Genomic DNA, 22,097 nt, shown 5'->3' with positions numbered 1-22,097 from the left:
TTAAATTCAAATTTTCGTTGAGTTTGGCATAGTAATCTGCTTGTTTCAAAAGTTCCAGTTGTTCACTAAGGTTTTCTTGAATAATGGCTTTTTCAAAAAATAATTCTTCTAAGCCGGCGGTTACATTTACCTCTAATAAGGTTTGAATGCCTTCATCACATAAAGCATTCGCTTTTACTTGGTTTCCACGATCTGCGTAGAAGCAAGCAGCTTGATAATAGGATGGTCCTAACTGTGTTTACATTTCCATTTTTACCTCCAATTGTTCAGCACGTTCAAGAAAAACCTGAGCGCGCTTATTTTCTTCGTTTGCTCGATAACAAGTGGCTAAACCTTTGAGTACTAGCAGCTCGTATCGTTTTTCGTCGTGAAAAAAAGTATATGCTCGTTGAAAATAATGTACGGCTTTGTGAGTATCTTGTTTGCCGAATAGATTAGCATAAGCACGAAAATACATTAAATAGCCCACGATCCGAGTGTTTTCATAAGAAATTTTTTTCCCATAAGTATCCAACAAAAATAAAATGCTAGAAAATTCTTGTCGTAAATGTAAACAGCCAATAATGTTCAGTAAAGAAACTTCTGTCAAAAGAGTTTGGTCTGAAAAAACTTGATGGTAAGGAATCTTCAATCTCATACAAAGATCTAAAATAACTTCCAAAATACCTTCATTTTCTGATTCAATCAATTCTAAGTCTGCTGGGAAGCAAATTTCACTTAAGGATTCCGGTGAGATGTTTGCGCTTTCGCGTACTTGTTTAATGAGATTCCCATTAACCTTCATGATTGACCTCCTGTGAATAACGCTTCTGTCTTAATTCTAAAGCTTTTATTAGAAAATCACAATGAATTTATTCAAAAAAGTATGTTTTTTTATTTATTTTTACAATCTTTTGCCGATAAAGTTTATTTTATCTTAGTTATATCAGTTATATAGTCTATAGAATAAACGACAAATCAAGGCTCTATAACTAAAGTTAAAATGAATGTGAGAAACTAGCTTGCGTTTCAAAACAAATATGATAGAATGTTAAAAAACTATGAAACGGAAGAGTGATTACGATGAGAAAAATGAATGTTGCAATTGTTGGCGCAACGGGCGCTGTAGGAACACAAATGATTAAACTATTAGAAGATAGTTCTTTGCCGTTGGGTTCGGTGAAATTTTTGGCTTCAAAGCGTTCTGCAGGCAAGCAACTTTCATTTAGAGGGGAAACTCAAACGATTGAAGAGTTAGTACCGGAGTCGTTTGATGGGGTTAATCTGGCTTTATTCTCAGCTGGTGGAGGGATTTCTGCTAAATTTGCACCGGAAGCGGTAAAACGTGGCGCAGTGGTAGTGGATAATACGAGCCATTTCCGAATGGATCCAGAGGTGCCTTTAGTCGTACCTGAAGTCAATCCAGAAGCTTTACGGAAACATAAAGGAATCATCGCTAATCCGAATTGCTCAACGATCCAAATGATGGTGGCGTTAGAGCCACTTCGTCAAGCGTTGGGCTTGAAAAGAGTCATCGTCTCGACGTATCAGGCTGTTTCCGGCGCAGGGAATCAAGCAATGGAGGAACTGAAACAGCAGACCCAGGATTTTTTAGAAGACAAACCGGTCGATCAATGGCAAGCAAATATCCTGCCTTGTGGCGGCGATAAAAAACATTATCCGTTGGCGTTCAACGCACTGCCGCAAATCGATGTTTTTGCTGAGGGCGGCTATACGTATGAAGAGTGGAAAATGATTAATGAAACAAAAAAAATCATGGAAGATGATACCATTAAGGTTTCTGCAACATGTGTTCGGATTCCTGTGATGAGTGGTCATTCTGAATCAGTCTATATCGAGACAGAGAAAACAGCGACTGTTCCAGAAATCCAAGCATTGATTGCCGAGGCCCCGGGTGCAGTTTTAGAAGATGATCCAAGTCAACAGATTTATCCCCAAGCATTAAATAGTGTCGGAAAAAAAGAAACCTTTGTTGGTCGGATTCGTAAAGACCCTGACGAAGAAAAAGGTATTCATCTTTGGGTTGTTTCTGATAACTTATTAAAGGGTGCTGCTTGGAATTCCTTACAAATTGCTGAAACAATGTATGAGATGGAGTTACTATAAAAAAATTTTATTAATGGCTTGTGATGGATCTGCTATCGCAAGTCTTTTTTTACGTGATCCGAAAATAAGGAACTGCTTAACCGCTGTAGCCGTTGAATTTTGGCAGACAAACCCGGTAACTAAATAATAAGACTAAAAGGCTCCTCATTCCAATCGATGGTTTTTCAGGGAAAATCATGTATAATAGCTAATGAGAATAGGCACAGACCGTACTGATTACGGGGTCTGAGGAAGCTGAAACAATAGATAAATCTATTATAAATTTTTGGAGAGGTGAATTTTTTGAGTACAGTCAAAATAATTCCTTTCGGTGGAGTACGTGAAAATGGTAAAAACATGTACGCTGTTGAAGTGGATAATGATATTTTTGTTCTAGATTGTGGACTGAAATATCCAGAAAACGAATTATTGGGGATCGATGTCGTGATTCCTGATTTTACCTATTTAATTGAAAATGCGGAGCGTGTTGCCGGAGTCTTCTTGACTCATGGCCATGCAGATGCGATTGGGGCGCTGCCTTATTTAGTTTCAGAAGTGGCCGTACCGGTTTTTGGAACTGAATTGACCGTTGAATTAGCTAAATTAAATGTGAATCAAAATGAAGAGAGCAAGGGCTTCAAAGATTTTCATGTGATTGATGAGCATACGGAGATTGATTTTGGTACAGCAGTCATCAGTTTCTTCCGAACGACCCATACGATTCCAGATTCAGTCGGAATTAGCTTGAAAACTGACGAAGGCAGCATTGTGTATACGGGTGATTTCAAATTTGATCCAACAGCTATTCCTATGTATGCTACAAACTATGGTCGTTTAGCAGAAATCGGCGGTGAAGGAGTCTTGGCTCTATTGAGTTCATCTTCTAATGCTGAAAATCCGATTCAAGTGGCTTCTGAACGAGAAATTGCCAGTGAAGTTTACGATACTATTAATGAATGGAACGGCCGCATTATCGTCGCCAGTGTTGCGAGCAACTTACAGCGGATTCAACAAATTTTAAATGCAGCAGAAAAAGCTGGTCGAAAAGTGGTTTTAACAGGTCAAGATTTGGACCGAATCATTAAAACTGCAATGCGTTTAAAAAAATTGACTGTCCCAGAAGATATCTTGGTCACTCTTAAAGAGATGAAAAAATATCAACCAGAAGAATTGATTATTTTAGAAACCGGTCGGATGGGTGAACCAATCAAGTCCTTACAAAAAATGGCCAATCGTTCGCACCGTAACATCAAGATCGAAGAGGGTGACTTAGTTTACATTACTACTACACCGACGATTGCGATGGAAACAACGGTTGCTAAAACGGAAGACATGGTCTATCGTGCCGGTGGGGTCGTTAAGAGCATTTCTGAAAATTTACGGGTTTCAGGCCACGCCAATCCACGGGACTTACAGTTGATGATCGATTTTATGTCACCAAAATATTTTATTCCGGTTCAAGGGGAGTACCGTCAATTAGCGGCTCATGCTAGTTTGGCTCACGAACTAGGGATGCCTTTTAAACATATCTTTATTACTGGACGCGGCGATGTGTTGGAGTATAAAAACAAACATATGAGCGCAGCGGGTAGTGTACCAGCGGACAATATTATGATTGATGGAATCGGAGTCGGTGATATCGGTAATATTGTTTTACGTGATCGTAAAGTATTATCAGATGATGGGATTTTTGTGGTAGTTGTGACGATTGACCGTAAATTGAAGAAAATCGTCTCGGCTCCTCAGATTACATCAAGAGGGTTTGTTTACATCAAAGCCAGTCGCGATTTGATGAAAGAAAGTGCTGAAATGACGAGTGAAATAGTTGAAAAACATTTGCATTCGGATGATTTTGAGTGGAGCAAATTGAAACAAGACATTCGTGATCGTTTGAGCCGTTATTTATTTGAACAAACGAAGCGTCGCCCAGTGATTTTACCTGTTATTATGGAAGCCAATCAACGTCGTGGACGTCGTAAATAATCTTTAATAGCAGAACTTCTCTCTTTTTTACTTGGAGAGAAGTTTTTTTATACTTACCACTCTGCTTTTTCGAAAAAAAGGAGTATTATTAAGTTAGAAGAAAATGGAGAGAAGGTTGGTCAAATGTTGGAGAAACCATTGAAATGTCCAAACTGTGGTACGCATTTTTTTGTAGATGAAGTGTTAAATGTTCAGGAGCATCCGAAAGAAGCGATGCCGGTCGAATGTCCTAATTGTCATCACGTGTATGAAACAAGAATTACGAATGGCTATTTTGTGACTTTCGAAGATCGTGAAGCTGGAAAATACTAAGAGTAACGGCGATATTCAGCCTAAAGACTGTTGAAAAGCATAGTTTTGAGCAAAGAGAGTGTGACTTTATTTTGTCCACTCTTTTTTCGTAGGTAGATCTTACTTAAAATAGCGCGAATCTATTTTGGTTGAAGAGGGCTGTTTTGAATGGAAAATTACCTTGGCTAGCAGGGGTTCAAGAGGATTGGGACAGCGCTGATTCTGTACAGTGGTCTGTGTGTCGTTTTTGGCCCAGTGAGCACTGATTTCTAGCGTTAGTCGAATAGCTTTATATGTAAAGGACCTTGGTTACTGTATTGTTGGTTTGTACTTGCGGATCAATTGTTTTATCGAACCGCTTCGAAAAAACAACGGTGAAATGAGTATGCTAATTCATAAGAAGTTGATTGTTACGTGAATGGTAGCGGTTGACTTCTTTTTTTTTGGCTACTCTGTTATACTAGTTTTGCTAAGCTGTACTACTATAATAGATAAATTTTATGGCGGGAGGAAATTATGGCGACAAAACATGATCTGATTTTAGAACATATTGAGAATTTGCCGGTAGGAGAACGTATCTCTGTCCGTAGTATTGCTAAAAATTTGAATGTCAGTGAAGGAACGGCTTACCGTGCCATCAAAGATGCAGAAAATATCGGCCTAGTTTCGACGATCCAACGGGTAGGGACGATTCGAATTGAACGTAAACTGAAAAAGAATATTGAACGACTAACTTTTGGCGAAGTTGTTCGGATCATTGAGGGTGAAGTATTAGGTGGTTCAAATGGACTAGATAAAGATTTGAACAAATTTGTGATTGGAGCGATGACGGAAGAGGCGATGCGCCGCTACATCACACCGGGCTCACTTTTGATCATCGGAAATCGTGAAGGGGCACAAAAGTTAGCATTACAAGATGGCGCAGCGGTCTTAATCACTGGTGGTTTCGACACGACTCCTGAAATTGCAAAATTGGCTGATGATTTAGCTTTGCCGGTCTTAAGCACGACGTATGACTCCTTTACTGTCGCTACAATGATCAATCGGGCCTTGAGCGATCAATTAATCAAAAAAGATATTATGCAAGTCAGTGATATCTATATGCCGCTGGAAAAGACGGTTTATTTACAAGCGGGGGACACGATCGCTAACTACCATCGTTTAGCAGAAAAAACGGGACATTCACGTTTTCCAGTAGTCAATAAAAGTATGCGAGTCTTGGGGGTCGTGACAGCCAAAGATGTATTAGGTAAGGCAGAAAATCAAGTGATTGACCGTGTGATGACTCGTGATCCTAATGTCGTTAAAAAAAGTATGAGTGTGGCTTCGGTCAGTCATCAGATGATTTGGGATGGCTTGGAAATGATGCCGGTGGTGAAGGATGATCTTTCTTTAGTTGGAATGGTTAGCCGACAAGATGTTATGAAAGCGATGCAACTAGTTCAGCGCCAGCCGCAGATGTCTAATACTATCTCCGATCAGATTGTGGGAGACATCGTGACTGTCGACACAGATCGTGAGGATAATCAGCTGGAAAATCCTTATTTTAAATTTGAAGTTACTCCGCAAATGGTCAACAGCGTGGGGACTATTTCCTTCGGTGTGCTTAGTGAGATCGTCGCAAATGTAGCGCAAAGGAGTATTTTGCTAGATCAGCGCCGCAATACGTTGATTGAACAGATGAATCTACATTATTTACGTTTGATTCAATTAGAAAGTGAAATCGAGATTCATTCGAAAACATTAGAATTAGGCCGGCGCTCGGCAAAAGTTGATTTAGAAGTCTATATCGATAACGTCATTGTGGCAAAGGCAATCGTGGTCTGCCAAGTGATGGAACGTTCTTAGAAAGAGGAAGAGTATGACAATTACAACAGAAATTTTAGCAATGATTAAAAAATATGAGCGGATCATTATCCATCGTCATCAACGTCCTGATCCCGATGCGATTGGGTCGCAATGTGGTTTAGCAGAGATTTTACGAGCGAATTTTCCTGAAAAAGAAATCTACCAAGTCGGAGGACCGGTTGAAGGGCTCGACTATCTAGCTACGATGGATGAGATTTCTGACGATCTGTATACGGGTGCCTTAGTGATCGTGACAGATACTGCGAATGCTCCGCGAATCAGTGATAAACGTTATGAATTGGGAGCTAAATTAATCAAAATCGACCATCATCCCAACGATGATCCTTATGGCGATTTGTTGTGGGTCAATCCCAAGGCTAGCAGCTGCAGTGAAATTATTGCTGACTTTGCATTTGCTGAAAAGCTAACAGTGACTGAAAATGCCGCTCGACTTCTATATGGCGGGATCGTTGGTGATACAGGCCGCTTTTTGTATCCAGCCACGACGTCCCATACGTTACAAGTAGCTGCAAAATTATTGGAATATGGTTTTGATGCAGCAAAACTAAATCGACAGATCGATCAAATCTCGCTGGAGGTAGCCAAACTTTCCGGTTACCTGTATCAAAATCTACAAATTGACGGCAATGGTGCCGGTTATGTGATCTTGGATCAAACAATTCTTAAAAAATATGGGATTAAAGATTCTGATACAGCGGCACTCGTACCGCTACCAGGCACGATTGAAACAGTCTTAGCTTGGGCTGTCTTTGTCGAACAACCCGAAGGATACTATCGAGTACGGCTGCGTTCCAAAGGTCCGGTCATCAATGAATTAGCTAAACGATACCATGGTGGCGGGCATCCATTGGCCAGTGGCGCGAATGCAAAAGATCAAGCGATGTGCCAAGAAATCTATCATGAGATTCAAGCCCTGTGTGCCGACTACCAAGAGAAGTAAGCCTTTTTAAAAAATATAAAAAAAGAAGTTGACAAAGCTTTAAGTGGTCTATACAATCAAAAGTGTTAACAATACTGTTTCATGTGACTAGATCATACTAGGCATGGAAAGATACACAAGGGAGTCCCTTGTGCCTCTTTCCGTGCCTTTTTATTTGGCCGATAAACTAGTTGCAACAGTGAATTTGTTCTGCAGAATGAGGATGAGTAATGAAGATCAAAAAGATATTAAATCAAAATGCAGTGTTAGTAGATGATCAAGGAGAAGATAAGATCGCTATCGGTAAAGGGATCGGTTTTAGTAAGCAAAAAAATGACCTGCTCTTTGCTCGTGACATTGAGCGTTTATTTGTAATGGAGCCTGAAGGACAGCGGAAGTTACAAACACTTCTAAATCAAATTGATGAACGTTATTTTTTTGCGACTGAAGCGATTATTGATCGTGCTGAGACGGTTTTGATGGAGAAATTGAATGAACACATTTTTATATCATTGACGGATCATATCGCCTTTGCGGCCCAAAATATCGAAAATGGGATTGTTATCCGGAATAAATTGCTCAGTGAAATTGAAGTCTTGTATGGTGAAGAATTCGGTATTGCGCAGTGGGCGGTAGACTATTTGAATCAAACCTTAGAGATTCCGTATGGCTATGATGAAGCGGGGTATATTGCGATTCATATCCACAGTGCACGAACTGGAAAAAATAGCAATCATGACAGTATCAGAGAAGTCTCAATCGTTTCAGATATCATTCATTTAATTGAGAAAGAGCTTGAGATAGATATTCGTTCACAGGATATGGCGCTAGATTATTCTCGCTTGGCAAACCATTTGCGCTTATTATTACAACGCTATCAGAAGCAGCGCTATGCTGTTTTGGATGAGGAAATTTTTGAGATGGTTCGGAACAAATATCCAGAGAGTTATCAAGTTGCTAAGAAGATTCGAGTATTTTTGATGAAAAATCATCAAGTGGCAATCACTACTGAAGAGTTAGGATATATAGCGATTCATGTAGAGCGGTTGCGCAAAGTTAAAGAACATCATAAAAAAGGAGAAGTATAAAGATGAAAGCATACATGCAAAGAATGGGACGCTCATTGATGTTACCGGTAGCTACGTTACCAGTAGCAGCCTTGTTCATGGGGATCGGTTACTGGATTGACCCAAGTGGTTGGGGTGGTAATAACTTGCTAGCTGCCTTCTTGATTAAAGCAGGAGGAACGATCTTAGACAACCTGGGAGTCTTGTTTGCTGTTGGGTTAGCATTAGGAATGTCAAAAGATAAAGATGGGGCAGCGGCCTTATCAGGTCTGGTTGCTTTTCTTACTCCAATGACTTTAGTAAACAGCGATGCTGTTGCAATGTTTACTAAAGTAGCGGTTGAAGATGTAAATATCGCTTTTGGAGCAATCAATTTTAAAAATGTATTTATTGGTATTTTAGCAGGGTTAGTGGCAGCAGCGATGTACAATCGCTTCAGTGGAGTCAAGTTGCCGATGGCATTATCTTTCTTTAGCGGAAAACGCTTAGTTCCGATCGTCACGGTGGGGTTGATGGCTGCTATTTCTGCAGGATTGATCTTTGTTTGGCCGCCGGTCTATAATGCGTTGGTAAGTTTTGGTGAGATTATTTCTGGAATGGGGCCGCTAGGGGCAGGTTTGTATGGGTTCTTTAATCGTTTGTTGATTCCAACTGGATTGCACCATGCATTAAATAATGTATTTTGGTTCAATTTAGCAGGTATCGATGACATTGGTAAATTCTGGGCGAGTGAAGGGATCAAGGGAATCACTGGTCGTTATCAAGCCGGTTTCTTCCCAGTGATGATGTTTGGTTTGCCAGCCGGAGCGTTAGCAATCTATCAATGTGCTCGTCCTGAAAAGAAAAAAGTAACTGCTTCTTTAATGGTAGCTGCTGCTTTCGCTTCTTTCTTTACGGGCGTAACGGAACCGCTTGAATTCTCATTCATGTTCGTGGCTTGGCCGTTGTATGTTGTTCATGCGCTTTTAACAGGGCTCTCAATGTTTATTGCGGCGACTTTTCAATGGACGGCAGGATTTAATTTCAGTGCCGGCTTTATTGACTTTTTCCTAAGTTTGCGCGTACCAATTGCCAATAAGCCGTATATGCTGATTGTCTTGGGTCTAGTCATGGCAGTCGTTTATTATGTAACTTTCCGTTTTGTGATTACGAAGTTCAATTTGATGACTCCCGGTCGCGAAGAAGGCGATGGCGAAGAAACACCGGATGTTGATATGACTGGTGACAGCAAGCATGCCGTAATGGCTCAAAAAATTTACGATGCTTTGGGGGGCGCAGCGAATGTCACTGCGATTGATAATTGTACGACGCGTCTGCGCCTACAAGTCAATGACACTGGAGCTGTTGATCAAAATAAAATCAAGGCTACTGGTGTTCCGGGGTTAAAAGTAATCGATGATAAGAACATTCAAGTGATTGTTGGGACAGAAGTTCAATTTGTGGCAGACGAAATGAATCATTTACAGGGAACTGGCGGTGGTATGTCAAGTTCTGCTGAAGTACCAAGCATTAAAGAAATGACTAAGACTCAAGAGTTGTTCGCTGTGGCAACTGGGCGTTTAGTGCCGATCACTGAAGTTTCAGACGATGTTTTCTCAGAGAAAATGATGGGGGAAGGTTATGCGGTCTTGCCGACTTCAGGAGAAATCTTCTCACCAGTAGCTGGGACGATCACGAATGTCTTTCCTACAAAACATGCAGTAGGCATCACGACTCCATCAGGTATCGAAGTTCTGTTGCATATGGGCTTAGATACGGTTGACTTAGGTGGCGAACCATTTACTATTTATGTGACTACAGGACAACAGGTTGGTCGTGGTCAAATGATTGCGAAAGTTGACCTAACAGCTATCTTATCAGCAGGGAAGAAAACCGATATGATCGTAGCTTTGACGAATATGGATAAGGTTGAAACGTTTAACTTAACCGCAGTCAAAGAGGTTCAAGTAAATGACATCGTTGGTGATGTAACAAGTAAATAAGTATTTAAGAGCTGTGCAAGCGAGCGCAGCTCTTTTTTGTTAATCGAGGTACCGAAAAGCTAGATAGAATCCAATTGGTAAAAGTTAAGCACCGGAAGTTATCTTCGCAACTGATAGAAGACTAATTGTTACTTTTTTAGGAGAAAAGCTTTTCAAGTCCGCAAGTTTCGGCTAAACTAAGTGTTTAGTAAAATAAATTATTGGAGGAAGATTATGCCAAATTGTCCTATGTGTCAGTCAGAATATACTTATGAGGATCGCGGTCTGTTTGTTTGTCCCGAATGCGGGCATGAATGGTCTGAAAGCGATATAGCAGAAGAAGGATTAGTTGTCAAAGATAGTAATGGAAATCAATTACAAGATGGGGACAGTGTGACTGTGATCAAAGATCTGAAGGTCAAAGGGGCCTCAGGAGTGATTAAACAGGGAACAAAAGTCAAAAATATTCGTTTGGTGGAAGGCGACCATAATATTGACTGCAAGGTTGATGGATTTGGGCCGATGAAATTAAAATCTGAATTTGTTAAGAAACTGTAAGCTAGAGAGATTCTTAGCGTAGATTTCATAAAAAAATCATGTTTTTCATGCTACACTAGAACTAAGATTTCATATCATATAGTGTAACGTATTTTCTCAGAAAGAAAGACTAAAGTAGCTAGGAGAGATGTCTATGTACGGATATTACAATTTTTTCGATCCCACGTTCTTATTAGTGATTGCCGGTCTAGTTATTTCTGGGCTAGCTTCGGCTTACGTGAATTCAACATTTCGTAAATACGATGAATTTCGTAGCAGTAAGAGTGTGACTGGGACTGAGGCAGCTGAATATATTTTGCGCAGCCAAGGAATCAATGATGTCGGCGTGCAGCAAATCGCCGGAAACTTGACAGACAACTACAACAGTGGAAATAAAATGCTGAGTCTATCTGAAGCTACCGCTCAATCAACTTCGGTAGCGGCAATCGGAGTGGCGGCGCATGAATGCGGTCATGCAGTCCAAGATGCTAAGAATTATATTCCGTTGCGCTTGAGGGCGGCTATCGTCCCAGTTGCAAATATTGGTTCGACACTGTCGTTTCCGTTAATCATGCTAGGGGTGTTTATGAGCTGGAACCAAACATTGATTAACATCGGGATTCTCGCTTTTTCGTTAGCACTCGTTTTTCAACTGGTTACTTTACCGGTGGAATTTGATGCTTCACGGCGGGCCTTGAGTATTTTACAAGAGGGCAATCTATTAGCTGCTGATGAATTAGCCGCGGCTCGGAAAGTCCTGCTTGCAGCGGCATTAACGTATGTAGCTGCCGCGCTCGCTACTTTCTTACAACTATTGCGATTAGTATTGCTGTTTGGCAATCGCAGTCGCGACTAAAAAACCGACGGATGTCGGTTTTTTGTTTGTTTAAACTAGGGAGAAAAGTGAATCAAGCGATTTGAATCCGCTTCCTATTATGGTAGTTCTTATTATTGATAATATTGAGAATGTGGTATGATGGAAGAAAGGATAGGGTCTAATATGATTTTTTTACTAAATCTATGCCCTATATGAATAAGGAGCTGATACCATGAAAAGATCAACCAAAGTCAAAATCGGAGTGGGGGTCGTTGTAGCAGCTAGTACCGCGACAGCAGTGATTGCCTCTGGAAAACTGATTGAAAAGGCCCGTCATGTCTCAAATCGGTGTAAGGTGAAACGCTTTGTCAATGATAAGTTCGATGGCAGTGAATCGTTATTAGCAATCGTTGATAAGCTTTCTGATGATGATTTAGATAATATTATGAATATTTTAACTAAGATCAAAAGTGGAAAAAAACGTGTTTCGGTCTATGGTGAATCCATCAAGGATACGACCGAAGATTTAAAAGACAAACTGATGGATCTCGTAGATAAAATGATGTAGAGGGTGTGCCAGTGATGGCGCATCTTTTTTTGCTATAAAATTTGTGCTAAAGTAATGCAGTAATCAAATGAACGAGTGGAGAAGATGATGGAGCGCGCAAGTCAGCTAACGCAAGAAGAAAAAAATTATTTTATGCAAGAAGCGATCAATGAAGCACGAAAAGCCGAAGCTATCGCGGAAGTTCCAATTGGTGCAATTGTGGTCTATCACGGCGAGATTATCGGTCGAGGCCATAATTTGCGGGAGCATAGTCAAGATGCTACTAGCCATGCAGAAATGTTTGCGATTCGTGAAGCCTGTAAATATTTGGAGAATTGGCGCCTCGAGGAATGTCAGCTGTTTGTCACGTTGGAACCTTGTCCCATGTGCAGTGGTGGGATGATTCTGTCGCGGATAGAAGAAGTTTATTTTGGGGCGTACGATCCTAAAGGCGGAACTGCTGGAACCTTGATGAATTTATTGACAGATGAGCGTTTTAATCATCGGGCGTATGTTGAAGGCGGCATTTTGGAAGCGGAGTGTGGTCAATTGCTAACCGATTTTTTCCGACAATTGCGAGCCCGTAAAAAAAAGACTAGCCAAATTGACTAGAGTTTGTTATACTATTTTTTGCCGAAAGGCAGGACAATGCCGGGCCTGTGAATTGTGTCAGGTCTGGAAGGAAGCAGCACTAAGTGGGATCCGGCATGTGTCTGATATAAACCGCGTAACAGCAAGCTTGAGAGCTTGCTTTTTTATTTGTCAAAAAACAAAAGGGGCAGAAAAGGGGCAAGAGCTATTTACCTTTAGCATTGAGCTTTTCAACAATACTAGCCTTTGTCTTCTTGGTTACGTGGGTGTATATCTTCATTGTTGTTTCCATGTCGGAGTGTCCTACACGTTCCATGATTGCTTTTGCAGGTATGTTCAATTCAGCAAGTAGGGAGATGTGAGAATGTCTAAAAATATGGCTAGACATTTTCTTTTTGATAGCATCTTTACCAAGCTTGTCATTCATAGTCTTTAGTGAGTTATTGAATGCGTTGATTTGAATCGGCTTGCCAGTCTTACCAATAAAGAGGTAAGGTGTTCTACACTTAAATTTTAACTTATTTTCTAAAATCAATTCGTCAATTATTTCTATCGCTCGATTCGATAAATCAATTTCACGATATGATGCTAATGTCTTTGGCATCTCTTTTTTTGCATTTTTATAGCCTTCCGAATAATCTAAAGTACCAATCACCTTTATAGTTTGGCTATTCGGATCGTAATCATCAATTGTGAGGCTTATAGCTTCGCCTGCACGCAGTCCAGTTAAATACATGAACTCAGCTAACCTTCCGTGATGGACGCTCTGAAACGTGCTGTAATAGACGTTCAATAGCTTGTTGATTTCTTCTTCTTCTAAATACTTATCTTCCACTCTTTCATAAGTTTCTTTTGTTAAAGCTGGTTTAGGAACTTTCGCCCTGTTAATAGGATTAATTTTGATCATTTCCATATCCACTGCATAATCAAGCGCCATTTTTAGCACACTTCGAAACTTCTTCTTATATTCGTAAGATTGAGGTAACTCGTTTAGGAAATCTTGATAAAACTTTGTATCTGTATTACGTACCACTGCTTCAGTGTTAATGTTCTTTCGTATGTATTTTAAAAGCTTTTCATAATTAACTCGCGATGACTGACGAATAGAAACTTTGTGCTGATTCCACCATATATCCAATAATTCTCCAAGCGTGATCTTGATTTGATTTTTCTCTTCGATCTTCTTATCGATTTTATCTTGAAGTTCACTGATTGCTTGTTTTTTTGCTTGATTAGATTTGCTGTTAAGTGTGATTGAAACTTTTCTATTTTTTTCTGTGTATGGATCAATGTATCGTTCAGAATATTTGTATTTACCGTTCGGTAATTCTTCAATCCACATGTTTATTCAACTCCTTAAATGGAACGTGCGTTCTTTTTTTGGCGTTATTAAAGAAGCCCCTGCGTGAGGGGCTGATAAATAATTAATAATTTATAATTTCAACTGTTCCGCTAGTAGCACTAGCAGGCGTGATGTGAATTTCTATTGTAGTATCCTGCTCAGCACCAAATCCATTTACAATTGTTGCTTGAACTTTTTTATACCATCTGCCATCTGATTGTGTCCAAGGTTGAATGACCCCTAGAACTGAGTGCATCTTGCTTCCTTTATAGGGGAATTGTTGTTTAAATTGTTGAGAAGCTAAATCTTCTAAAGTTGTTGCTTGTTCAGTAGTTGGCTTGTCTGATAAAATTGTTATATCAGATTTCTTTTGTTCTTCTGCCTCTTTGCTAGCCTTAGTTTTCTCTTCATTTATTTTTCTTGCTTCTTCCGCAGCAATGCGTTCTTTTTCTTTTGATTCTGATTGTGCTATCTTTTCTTTTTCTTTTGATTCGCTAGCTTCTTTTGATTGCTGAATTTCGGAAGATGATAATGGTTTTTCTGACGACTCGGTTTTCTTAGACTCGGTTTTTTCTTTAGAATCAGAATTTGTTTGAGTTTGTCCTGTTGGCAAAAATCCCATTATCAATACTGAAAACACAACTATAGCTATTGAAATGTTTCTGTTTCGTTTGTTCGGTTTTTTTCTAGCAAAATACCAGATACCAACACAGCCTAGAATAAATAGCAATCCTAACAAAGTTTCCATTTCTTTTCCTCATTTCTGATATAATAATTTCGTGATAGTTCATTCACCCTAGCCGGAGCGGCAACTCCGACTGGGGTATTATTTAAATAATCACACGACCGATAAAATTAATATCCGAATTTTCAAAGTTAAATAGTAAATCCGTATAATCTTTGTTCAGAGATACTAATCTAAGTATTTTTGTTTCTTCGTATACATAGACTTTCTTTATATAAGCTTCACCATCTACCTCGACCACATAAATTCGACCATTTTGTATAGTGTCTGTACCTTGTTTAAATTCGTCCACATACACAATATCCCCATCATCGAACAACGGCTTCATAGAAATCCCCGCTATTTTAAATATCCAATCATGTTCTGGCGCATCTGCTGGAACTTCTACTACATCTTTATCTGCTTCATAGTAGTTTAAAATCCCAGTACCAGCTGATAAGTACGCCTGCACCTCTTCACGGTTATTTTGAATAGGGAATTGAACCACATTGCTATTTTGTTCTTCAAGTTGCTGTTCGGCGAAGTTGTAGACTTTGGCTTGCCTTGGTTTTTCTAATTGATTGTAGATTGTTTCGATGGAAGGAACATTATCGTCTTCCCAACCCATTAAAAAAGCTGGAGTTGTTTTCAAAATTTCTGCAATATCACCAAGAATATTAGTAGGCAATTTTTCGATATCGCCTTTTTCATATCTAAAGATAGTGGATCTAGAAACTCCAAGCTTTTCCGCAACGACATCAGCGCTTAATTTTAATTCCTTCCGCCTTAGTTTTATTCTCTCACCTATATCCATTTCTTTCACCTCTTGAATATATTATAAATTATATGTTGCAAAAACGCAACAAATTAAAATCGCAATAATGCAACTTTCGTGTTGACTAATATATTTCTGGGTGGTATATTTAGTTCAACAAGTCGCGATAATGCGACAAAAGAAAGGAGTGAGGTTCATGATCAACACAAACAAGTTAAAAGGTCTTATCGTAGAACGGGGCACTACTCAACAAGCAGTAGCAGATTCAATCGGAATCGATCGAAGTACTTTTTATCGAAAAATGAAAAAAGGTGGAGATTTCTCGATTGAAGAAGCAAAAAAAATGAAGCAAGAAATCCCGCTAACTGATCAAGAGGCAATCGAAATTTTTTTTGGTGGAAAAGTCGCATTTACGCTACAAAACAAACAAACAACATAAGAAGGAGGAGACAAAATGAATACACCACAAATTTTTAACTTTGAACAAAACGAAGTTCGAACTGTTTTAGTAAATGATGAACCATATTTTGTCGCTAAAGATTCAGCGGTAATTTTGGGATATAAAAGAACAGCAGATGCAATTAAACAACATGTTGATGACGAAGATAAAGGGGTCGGTGAAATACAGACACCTGGAGGCGTTCAAAGAATGACATTAATTAATGAATCGGGTCTTTATAGTTTGATTTTTAGCAGTCACCTCCCAAGCGCAAAAAAATTCAAGCGTTGGGTAACGAGTGAAGTCTTACCTCAAATCAGAAAGCACGGCATGTACGCAACAGATGAACTACTAAACAATCCAGACTTACTAATCGAAGTAGCAACCAAACTCAAAGAAGAACGTACGTTGCGATTGGTTGCCGAACAAAAGGTAGCTGAAATGCAGCCAAAGGTAAATTATCACGACATTATCCTAGCAAATAAAAGTGTTACGCCAATCAGTTTTATCGCTAAAAACTATGGTATGAGTGCAAGGCAAATGAACAAAATTCTGCATGATTTTGGCATCCAATACCGACAAGGCAAAGCGTGGCTGTTGTATGCGAAGTATCAAAACGAAGGATACACACATATCGAAATGGTGCCAGTGCAAGGAACAGACAATCTAAAACCGATTATGAAGTGGACGCAAAAAGGTCATTTGTTTATCTATGACTTTTTGAAGAAACATGACGTTTTACCATCAATTGAAACGCTTTTTGAATAGATCCGATATTATTTCGTATTACAAAATTAGATAGGAGGATAAATAATGACTGAAAAAATCGCCATAGCAGAAACCATCAAATTGCCTCAATTATCAATGCCAAAGGATGAAGCGATAAAATATTTCGGATTCGAAGGACATGAGTCTACATTTCAAAGATTGTTAGCAGAATTCAAAGTACATCCTGATTACAAAAAAGGTTATCGAGCACCGACATACAAAATTGTGCTGATAAACATCAATCTGTTTGATCAATTTTTGGATTGGAAGGACAAAAATAAATTTAAATAGAGGAGGCAACAGTATGAATGAAGTGAAAATTATTTCTGAATTAACTGGAATCTTAGTCAAAAATAATTTATCTGCTTTAGAAGCTCTAGAAGCGTTAGAAGAAACAAAGAAGGTATTTTTAGAAAGAAGCTGGCATATTGCTTCAGAGAAACAACATGCCATTAAAGATTAGTTATACATATCAATTATTGTAGTAATTGATTGTGTAGTTAGTATCAACGGTTGGTTTTTTTCAGTAATCTCGTTACGAAAAGCAAAAGAATGATCTCTATATTCTAGACTATCTTTTTCATCGTGACGATCAAAAATAAGAAATTTATTTTCAACCACTGCATTTAAAATTTCTGGATAAGACTTTTGCCAAGAATACCCAGTATTAGTGCATGTTTTTTCCAAGACGTTATTTGAAAAAGATATTTTATCGAAACCATCAACAAGAATTTCCGAACCATCATTAATACAAATATTAAGTGTAATGTCCATACAATTATCACCTCACTTTCTATAGTGAGTATACCAAAGAAGGAGGTAACAACATGAAAAAAATCAACCTTCAAACGATCCTGCTTTCGATAATCACAATACCAGTTTTTACGTTAGTCAATATTTGGCTGGCCTACGGTTACATTCTACTTTTCTTTTTAGTGATTGGCTGGGAAAAGAAAAAGCCGGCCGAGAGGGCTGACTAGGCTAGGTGATGGATCATTTGTTTATTAGGAAAGAAACTATTTGATCAACCCAGACTAGAAATTCGTAAATCTCTTTTGGAGCTGTCATTAGGCTTAAAAGAGTCATTACACCACTAATAAAAGCGAGGGTATTAAATTGAGAAGATTCGTTCGAATTGTCACTTTGTTTACTTTCTTGAATATTTTTTTCAGAGGAATAGTTCATTTGCTCCTCTTGCCGTTTGTAAACTTGCCGCAAGAGGCCTTTTATTTCGTTAATGTCATTAGCATATTGATTATTATCTTTTGCATAAACGGTAGATTTCGGACTAGGTTTATCAAAATCAGTGAACACATAATCTTCCTCTACATTGATAGTTTGAGAGGAATTTTCAAGCAGGAAAGATAAATTCTTAGACACGCCTTGTTGAAGAACATCGATTCTAAAATCGTATTTAGGAATATCCATAGTTGGTAATCTATATGATTTAGTAATGCCCGAAAAATCCCATTTAGGAACGCTAGCAGCAATTTGTTTTGCAATATTTGAACCTGGCAAATTTAGACCGTTTTGAATTGCTAAAAAAGAAGATGGAACCATTTTAGCAATTGTTCTATTTCTTTCTTCAACAGTTTTCATTAAAGGAGAATCAAAAATATGTCTAGAAGTAAGAAGTGAGTTTTGTTCCATGTATCTTCTAATGTTTTCAGATACAGGGTTCATTCCGTTAACAATAGCTAAAGTAGGGCTAATTGCATTTTTGATCATTTCAGAAGTAGCAATTAATTCTTTGGAGTAAGGAGATTCAGGAAAATCCATTTAAAAGCACCACCATTTTTTAAACCATTATATCAAATTGAAAGGCGGTGAAGGTGTGGAGTTTTCAACGGTAAATATTAACGAATTGAAAGAAGACAAAACATTATCCAAATTAGTTCCTGAAATGACAACTGATGAGTACGAACATTTTGTAGACAGCGTTAAAAAATCAGGTGTTCAAACACCGATTCATATTAGAAATGACATGACAATCTTAGATGGTAGGCATCGAGTGAGAGCGTGCAAACAACTTGGAATCATGGAAATTGAATGCTTGGTTCATAACTTCGATAAATCAGAATCAATTGAATTTGTAAGGGATACAGCGATTGAACGGAGAAATTTGACGCCAGTTCAAAGAGCGGACATCGTTTTAAGAAGTGATGATTTGATTGGCAAAATTCGCAATCAAGCGAAAGAAAATCAAGGCGCACGCAATGATTTAACTTCTAGGTCCTCGGACCCAAAAGTTAAACAATATAGTACTAGAAAAAAATTAGCTGATATTGCAGGGATAAGTGAGTCCACTATGAAACGAGTTATGAGAGCTAAAAAAGAAGATGAAGAACTTTATAAGAAAGTCGTATCTGGAGAGGTTAGCCCAAAAAAGTCAGAAAGAATTATCGTAGAAAAGAAGAAATCAAATGTGGTACCAATCAACATTCCTAAACCAATGACACCAGATGAAACAAAAATGTTGATGGCAGTTGAAAATTTGGACTTGAACTTCAACCAGATTATTCATTACGTGGATAATAACGGCGAAAAGTTGTATGACGCAATCTGTCAAACATATGAAGAAAGACCAGAATTTATGGAAAAAGCGCACACGGCATTACATCAATTATTAAATTTAATGGATGCATACAAAGGAGGAAAACACAATGACAAAACAATTTAATCCAAATAGTTACCCAAAAAGTATTTCACGTATTCCACTGACACAAATTAATGTTGCTGATTATCAACGAGTTGTACGTGAATCGACAGTAAGAAAAATTATCAATAATTTTGATCCGCGTGGATTAGGAAGTCTGTTAGTAAGCAAACGTGATGGTAAATATTGGGTCTTTGATGGTCAACATAGATTAAGAGCTTTGCAAGCATTAGGTGCCAAAACAGCAGAGTGCATTGTTTATGAAGGCATGACATATCTCGATGAAGCGAAAGCGTGGGATTATTTTAACCTTAAGTCGAGTCGGGCGACTCGTTTGGATCAGGCAAACGCTGAAATTAAACGAGGGGATACATTCGCTATTGCCTTAAATAAAACAGTAGAAGAAACCGGGTTATCAATTGATTACCAACAAACAGGTCGTGACGGTTATATATCAGCATATATTGCATTAGAAAAAATATATAAAGAATATTGTCGGGACAGACTACAAAAAACTTTACGTTTCATCAAACAAGTATTTGGACTACCAAGAAAAGCATTTCAACGTTCAATGATGATCGGAATGACAGAATTCTTTGTTAGATATGAAAAAAATCCGAAATTTGACCAACGCTTCCTAGAAAAAAGATTGGTAAACAACGGATTACAAGTATTGCTAAATTTAGCTACTCGAAACAAGAAACAATACAACCAAACACTTGAAGAAGCAACTGTTTCAGCCTTACTTGAATTATACAACAGTAATAAAAAATTTGAAAATCGTTTGAGATAATTAAAAGCTCACTACGCCGGCAAGCAATTAGTGAGCACAAAAATGATAATTATGAAAGGAGTATAACATGCTTAGCTCAAAAGAAAAAGTACAGCTAGACGACTACATCACAAAAGCTCCTGATGAAGAAATGAAGCCAGTCAAAAATGGGTTCAGAAATACTGAGTTAAAACAGAATGTTGAATGTAATCAAGATGATAGTGAATCACCTGTTTTTAATACAGATACAATCTGGCACTTGAAAATTGAAACTGAAATAAAAACTAAAGAGTTCTATCTACTCTTTGAAAATGTGCAAGAGACACTTGATCTTTTTGAAGAAGAAATTAAGAGAGCGGAGCTTGTGAGATATAAAAACGGTAAGGACTTCAAAAAAGAAATGGAGGAACTATACGGTGAGTGAAGAAAAAGAAATGAGTTTCCACGAGAAATATTGTCAGCTCGTAATGAAACTGAATACGCCAAAAGACGTTAAGAATAACTTTGCAGGTTTTGATTATCGGACAGCAGAAGGAATTTTAAAGGCAGTTAAATTAGTATGTATCGAGCTTAAACTTAAAAATATTGTCGTCATAACTACTGAAGAAGTCGAGTTTAAAGAAGGACGGTTTTACAAACGTGTGACCGCAACTATTACTGACGGAATAAATAAATACACGTCAACATTTAGCGCACGAGAGCCTGAAAGCAAGCCTAAAATGGACGAATCTCAAGTAAGTGGTTCGGCTTCTACTTATGGTAGAAAATACGCTTTACAAAACTTGCTGATGATTTCTGATGACGTAGATCCTGATTCGCTAGATAACAGCAATGAAGGTTTACCGAAACCAAAACAAGCCAGCGAAGTTCAAATGAAGGCGGTCAGCGAACATGCCATGAAGCTGGCTAACAAACTTAATGAAGAGCCTAAAGCTTTTTGGAATCGTATTACGACGAATAAATTTGGGAAAAGTTTGGATTTGAAGAAAATGGATACCGCTCAAATGGCAACTTTGAACAGATACATGAACGAACTTGAAAAAGCCTATTCGAAGAAGTGATCAGCATGAACAACCTTTCTTATCTGACAAAAATAACAAAAATTTCTGGAAGGAAAATTGTTTTAGAACTCAAAGAAGAACTGAATATCGAAAGATTGAAGACGATTTTCAACGGTTTCAACGGCGAACGTCAGGCTGAAATATTCATCAAAGATCCACGTGGGTTTACACCGCAACAGAGACGCTTTGTGTTCGCTTTAATGCAAGATATATATATTCACACTGGCGAGCCGTTAGAGAGCCTTAAAGACGTGTTTTATTGGCAATTTCGCTACTTCACAGGCAAGAATATTAGTTTATCGAATGAGTCTGAGAGTTCAGTTGATGAAGTATCTACACTATCTGAATTGATACTAGATTTCATCTTTGAAAACGATATTCCATTTCGTGAAGGGTATGAGATACCACCACAAAACACACAATACTATTTTTATAAATGCGTAACGACAAGAACCTGTTGTATTTGCGGTAAAAAGAATGCTGATATTGACCATTTTGATAAAGCTTTGGGAAGAAGAAAGCGAAGTGAGGTAGACCACACAGAATTTAATTTTGCAGCACTTTGTAGAACCCACCATCAAGAAAAGCATCAAATCGGAATTGCAGCATTTAAAAATAAACATCACGTAATTGGCATTAAGCTAAGTCAAGAAGAAATCAAAAAATTAAGGATTGGAGGATAAAAATGGACAGTATTAAAAGAAGTTATTACGCAATAATACCCGCAACTGTTAGGTATGATACACGTCTTATGCCTAATGCCAAATTGCTCTACGGTGAGATAACTGCTTTGTGCAATGAAAAAGGTTATTGCTGGGCAAGTAATGATTACTTTGCAGATTTATACAACGTAAAGAAAGAAACAATATCGCGCTGGGTCAGTGATTTAGAGT

28 protein-coding genes and 1 other RNA gene are annotated in these 22,097 nt (G+C 38.3%); 23 read left to right on the top strand and 6 right to left on the bottom strand.

Translation table 11 applies throughout. The features are described 5' to 3' along the window. Positions 1-238 precede the first annotated feature (238 nt). Positions 239-784 (bottom strand): hypothetical protein, encoded by a 546-nt coding sequence (locus EP1_RS07615; protein ID WP_245630594.1) that lies wholly within the window; start codon positions 782-784, stop codon positions 239-241. A gap of 278 nt (positions 785-1,062) precedes the next feature. Here EP1_RS07615 and EP1_RS07610 point away from each other — a divergent pair, with 278 nt between their 5' ends. From EP1_RS07610 to ffs, 12 genes are all read left to right on the top strand, one after another. After that, positions 1,063-2,106: an aspartate-semialdehyde dehydrogenase gene (locus EP1_RS07610; protein ID WP_067626027.1), complete on the top strand. Its 1,044-nt coding sequence runs from the start codon at positions 1,063-1,065 to the stop codon at positions 2,104-2,106. Between the two features lie 282 nt (positions 2,107-2,388). Beyond that, positions 2,389-4,068 (top strand): ribonuclease J, encoded by a 1,680-nt coding sequence (locus tag EP1_RS07605; protein ID WP_067626025.1) that lies wholly within the window; start codon positions 2,389-2,391, stop codon positions 4,066-4,068. A 123-nt stretch (positions 4,069-4,191) separates the two neighbouring features. Further along, positions 4,192-4,380 carry an MJ0042-type zinc finger domain-containing protein gene (locus tag EP1_RS07600; RefSeq protein WP_067626022.1) on the top strand — a complete coding sequence of 63 codons (189 nt, stop codon included), beginning with the start codon at positions 4,192-4,194 and terminating at the stop codon, positions 4,378-4,380. A gap of 495 nt (positions 4,381-4,875) precedes the next feature. Further along, on the top strand, positions 4,876-6,207 hold the full coding sequence (locus tag EP1_RS07595) for a DRTGG domain-containing protein (RefSeq protein ID WP_067626020.1): 1,332 nt from the start codon (positions 4,876-4,878) through the stop codon (positions 6,205-6,207). Between the two features lie 13 nt (positions 6,208-6,220). Further along, positions 6,221-7,168, top strand: a complete 948-nt coding sequence (locus EP1_RS07590) for a DHH family phosphoesterase (protein WP_067626018.1) — start codon at positions 6,221-6,223, stop codon at positions 7,166-7,168. Positions 7,169-7,377: 209 nt separating this feature from the next. Then, the gene (locus EP1_RS07585) at positions 7,378-8,235 is read left to right on the top strand and encodes a PRD domain-containing protein (RefSeq protein WP_067626015.1); all 858 of its coding nucleotides are present in this window, start codon (positions 7,378-7,380) and stop codon (positions 8,233-8,235) included. A 2-nt stretch (positions 8,236-8,237) separates the two neighbouring features. Continuing rightward, complete coding sequence (nagE, locus tag EP1_RS07580) at positions 8,238-10,196, top strand: N-acetylglucosamine-specific PTS transporter subunit IIBC (RefSeq protein ID WP_067626012.1); 1,959 nt, start codon at positions 8,238-8,240, stop codon at positions 10,194-10,196. A gap of 213 nt (positions 10,197-10,409) precedes the next feature. Then, positions 10,410-10,733: a zinc ribbon domain-containing protein YjdM gene (locus EP1_RS07575; RefSeq protein ID WP_067626009.1), complete on the top strand. Its 324-nt coding sequence runs from the start codon at positions 10,410-10,412 to the stop codon at positions 10,731-10,733. A 133-nt stretch (positions 10,734-10,866) separates the two neighbouring features. After that, positions 10,867-11,568, top strand: a complete 702-nt coding sequence (locus EP1_RS07570) for a zinc metallopeptidase (RefSeq protein ID WP_067626006.1) — start codon at positions 10,867-10,869, stop codon at positions 11,566-11,568. Between the two features lie 193 nt (positions 11,569-11,761). Further along, positions 11,762-12,097 carry a hypothetical protein gene (locus tag EP1_RS07565; RefSeq protein ID WP_067626002.1) on the top strand — a complete coding sequence of 112 codons (336 nt, stop codon included), beginning with the start codon at positions 11,762-11,764 and terminating at the stop codon, positions 12,095-12,097. Between the two features lie 87 nt (positions 12,098-12,184). Further along, a complete protein-coding gene (tadA, locus tag EP1_RS07560; protein WP_067625998.1) occupies positions 12,185-12,688 on the top strand; it encodes a tRNA adenosine(34) deaminase TadA in 504 nt (167 codons plus the stop codon). 26 nt (positions 12,689-12,714) lie between these two features. Next, positions 12,715-12,798: signal recognition particle sRNA small type (gene ffs, locus EP1_RS07555), an RNA gene on the top strand. Positions 12,799-12,872: 74 nt separating this feature from the next. Here ffs and EP1_RS07550 read toward each other — a convergent pair. From EP1_RS07550 to EP1_RS07540, 3 genes are all read right to left on the bottom strand, one after another. Beyond that, entirely contained in the window at positions 12,873-14,009 is a 1,137-nt protein-coding gene (locus EP1_RS07550) for a tyrosine-type recombinase/integrase (RefSeq protein ID WP_067625994.1), read from the bottom strand. A gap of 82 nt (positions 14,010-14,091) precedes the next feature. After that, positions 14,092-14,757, bottom strand: coding sequence for a YPYG domain-containing protein (locus EP1_RS07545; protein WP_067625991.1), 666 nt, complete (start codon positions 14,755-14,757; stop codon positions 14,092-14,094). Positions 14,758-14,839: 82 nt separating this feature from the next. Beyond that, positions 14,840-15,547, bottom strand: coding sequence for an XRE family transcriptional regulator (locus tag EP1_RS07540; protein WP_067625988.1), 708 nt, complete (start codon positions 15,545-15,547; stop codon positions 14,840-14,842). Positions 15,548-15,704: 157 nt separating this feature from the next. Between EP1_RS07540 and EP1_RS07535 the strand changes: the two genes are divergently transcribed. Genes EP1_RS07535 through EP1_RS13535 form a run of 4 tightly spaced genes read left to right on the top strand, consistent with a single transcriptional unit; the run spans position 15,705 to position 17,178 of the window. Continuing rightward, positions 15,705-15,947, top strand: coding sequence for a phage repressor protein (locus EP1_RS07535; protein WP_067625986.1), 243 nt, complete (start codon positions 15,705-15,707; stop codon positions 15,945-15,947). A 15-nt stretch (positions 15,948-15,962) separates the two neighbouring features. Further along, positions 15,963-16,715 carry a BRO family protein gene (locus tag EP1_RS07530; RefSeq protein WP_067625983.1) on the top strand — a complete coding sequence of 251 codons (753 nt, stop codon included), beginning with the start codon at positions 15,963-15,965 and terminating at the stop codon, positions 16,713-16,715. Positions 16,716-16,760: 45 nt separating this feature from the next. Continuing rightward, a complete protein-coding gene (locus tag EP1_RS07525; protein WP_067625980.1) occupies positions 16,761-17,006 on the top strand; it encodes a hypothetical protein in 246 nt (81 codons plus the stop codon). A 13-nt stretch (positions 17,007-17,019) separates the two neighbouring features. Next, complete coding sequence (locus tag EP1_RS13535; RefSeq protein WP_016177528.1) at positions 17,020-17,178, top strand: hypothetical protein; 159 nt, start codon at positions 17,020-17,022, stop codon at positions 17,176-17,178. Here EP1_RS13535 and EP1_RS07520 read toward each other — a convergent pair. Continuing rightward, positions 17,175-17,489: a hypothetical protein gene (locus EP1_RS07520; RefSeq protein WP_067625977.1), complete on the bottom strand. Its 315-nt coding sequence runs from the start codon at positions 17,487-17,489 to the stop codon at positions 17,175-17,177. The genes EP1_RS13535 and EP1_RS07520 overlap by 4 nt on opposite strands. A 53-nt stretch (positions 17,490-17,542) precedes the next feature. Here EP1_RS07520 and EP1_RS13530 point away from each other — a divergent pair, with 53 nt between their 5' ends. Continuing rightward, a complete protein-coding gene (locus EP1_RS13530; RefSeq protein ID WP_167540749.1) occupies positions 17,543-17,695 on the top strand; it encodes a hypothetical protein in 153 nt (50 codons plus the stop codon). Between the two features lie 13 nt (positions 17,696-17,708). On the opposite strand, the gene EP1_RS07515 is transcribed toward EP1_RS13530, so the two are convergent. Then, entirely contained in the window at positions 17,709-18,494 is a 786-nt protein-coding gene (locus tag EP1_RS07515) for a hypothetical protein (RefSeq protein WP_067625975.1), read from the bottom strand. Between the two features lie 55 nt (positions 18,495-18,549). Between EP1_RS07515 and EP1_RS07510 the strand changes: the two genes are divergently transcribed. From EP1_RS07510 to EP1_RS07485, 6 genes are all read left to right on the top strand, one after another. After that, the gene (locus tag EP1_RS07510) at positions 18,550-19,395 is read left to right on the top strand and encodes a ParB/RepB/Spo0J family partition protein (protein WP_067625973.1); all 846 of its coding nucleotides are present in this window, start codon (positions 18,550-18,552) and stop codon (positions 19,393-19,395) included. Next, positions 19,379-20,164 carry a DUF6551 family protein gene (locus tag EP1_RS07505; RefSeq protein WP_067625971.1) on the top strand — a complete coding sequence of 262 codons (786 nt, stop codon included), beginning with the start codon at positions 19,379-19,381 and terminating at the stop codon, positions 20,162-20,164. Before EP1_RS07510 ends, EP1_RS07505 begins: the two co-directional genes overlap by 17 nt. A 67-nt stretch (positions 20,165-20,231) precedes the next feature. Further along, positions 20,232-20,567 carry a hypothetical protein gene (locus EP1_RS07500; RefSeq protein ID WP_067625968.1) on the top strand — a complete coding sequence of 112 codons (336 nt, stop codon included), beginning with the start codon at positions 20,232-20,234 and terminating at the stop codon, positions 20,565-20,567. Continuing rightward, positions 20,560-21,204 carry an ERF family protein gene (locus EP1_RS07495; protein WP_067625965.1) on the top strand — a complete coding sequence of 215 codons (645 nt, stop codon included), beginning with the start codon at positions 20,560-20,562 and terminating at the stop codon, positions 21,202-21,204. The genes EP1_RS07500 and EP1_RS07495 overlap by 8 nt, the downstream gene beginning before the upstream one ends. 5 nt (positions 21,205-21,209) lie before the next feature. Next, positions 21,210-21,887 (top strand): putative HNHc nuclease, encoded by a 678-nt coding sequence (locus tag EP1_RS07490; RefSeq protein WP_067625963.1) that lies wholly within the window; start codon positions 21,210-21,212, stop codon positions 21,885-21,887. Between the two features lie 2 nt (positions 21,888-21,889). Continuing rightward, positions 21,890-22,097: helix-turn-helix domain-containing protein (locus tag EP1_RS07485; protein ID WP_167540748.1), on the top strand; the 208-nt coding region annotated here is incomplete at its 3' end.

Source organism: Enterococcus pseudoavium NBRC 100491 (assembly GCF_001544295.1).
Taxonomy (GTDB): Bacteria; Bacillota; Bacilli; order Lactobacillales; family Enterococcaceae; genus Enterococcus_A; species Enterococcus_A pseudoavium.
Note: the sequence above shows the minus strand (reverse complement) of the source record. Positions and strands in the feature narration are given on the sequence as shown.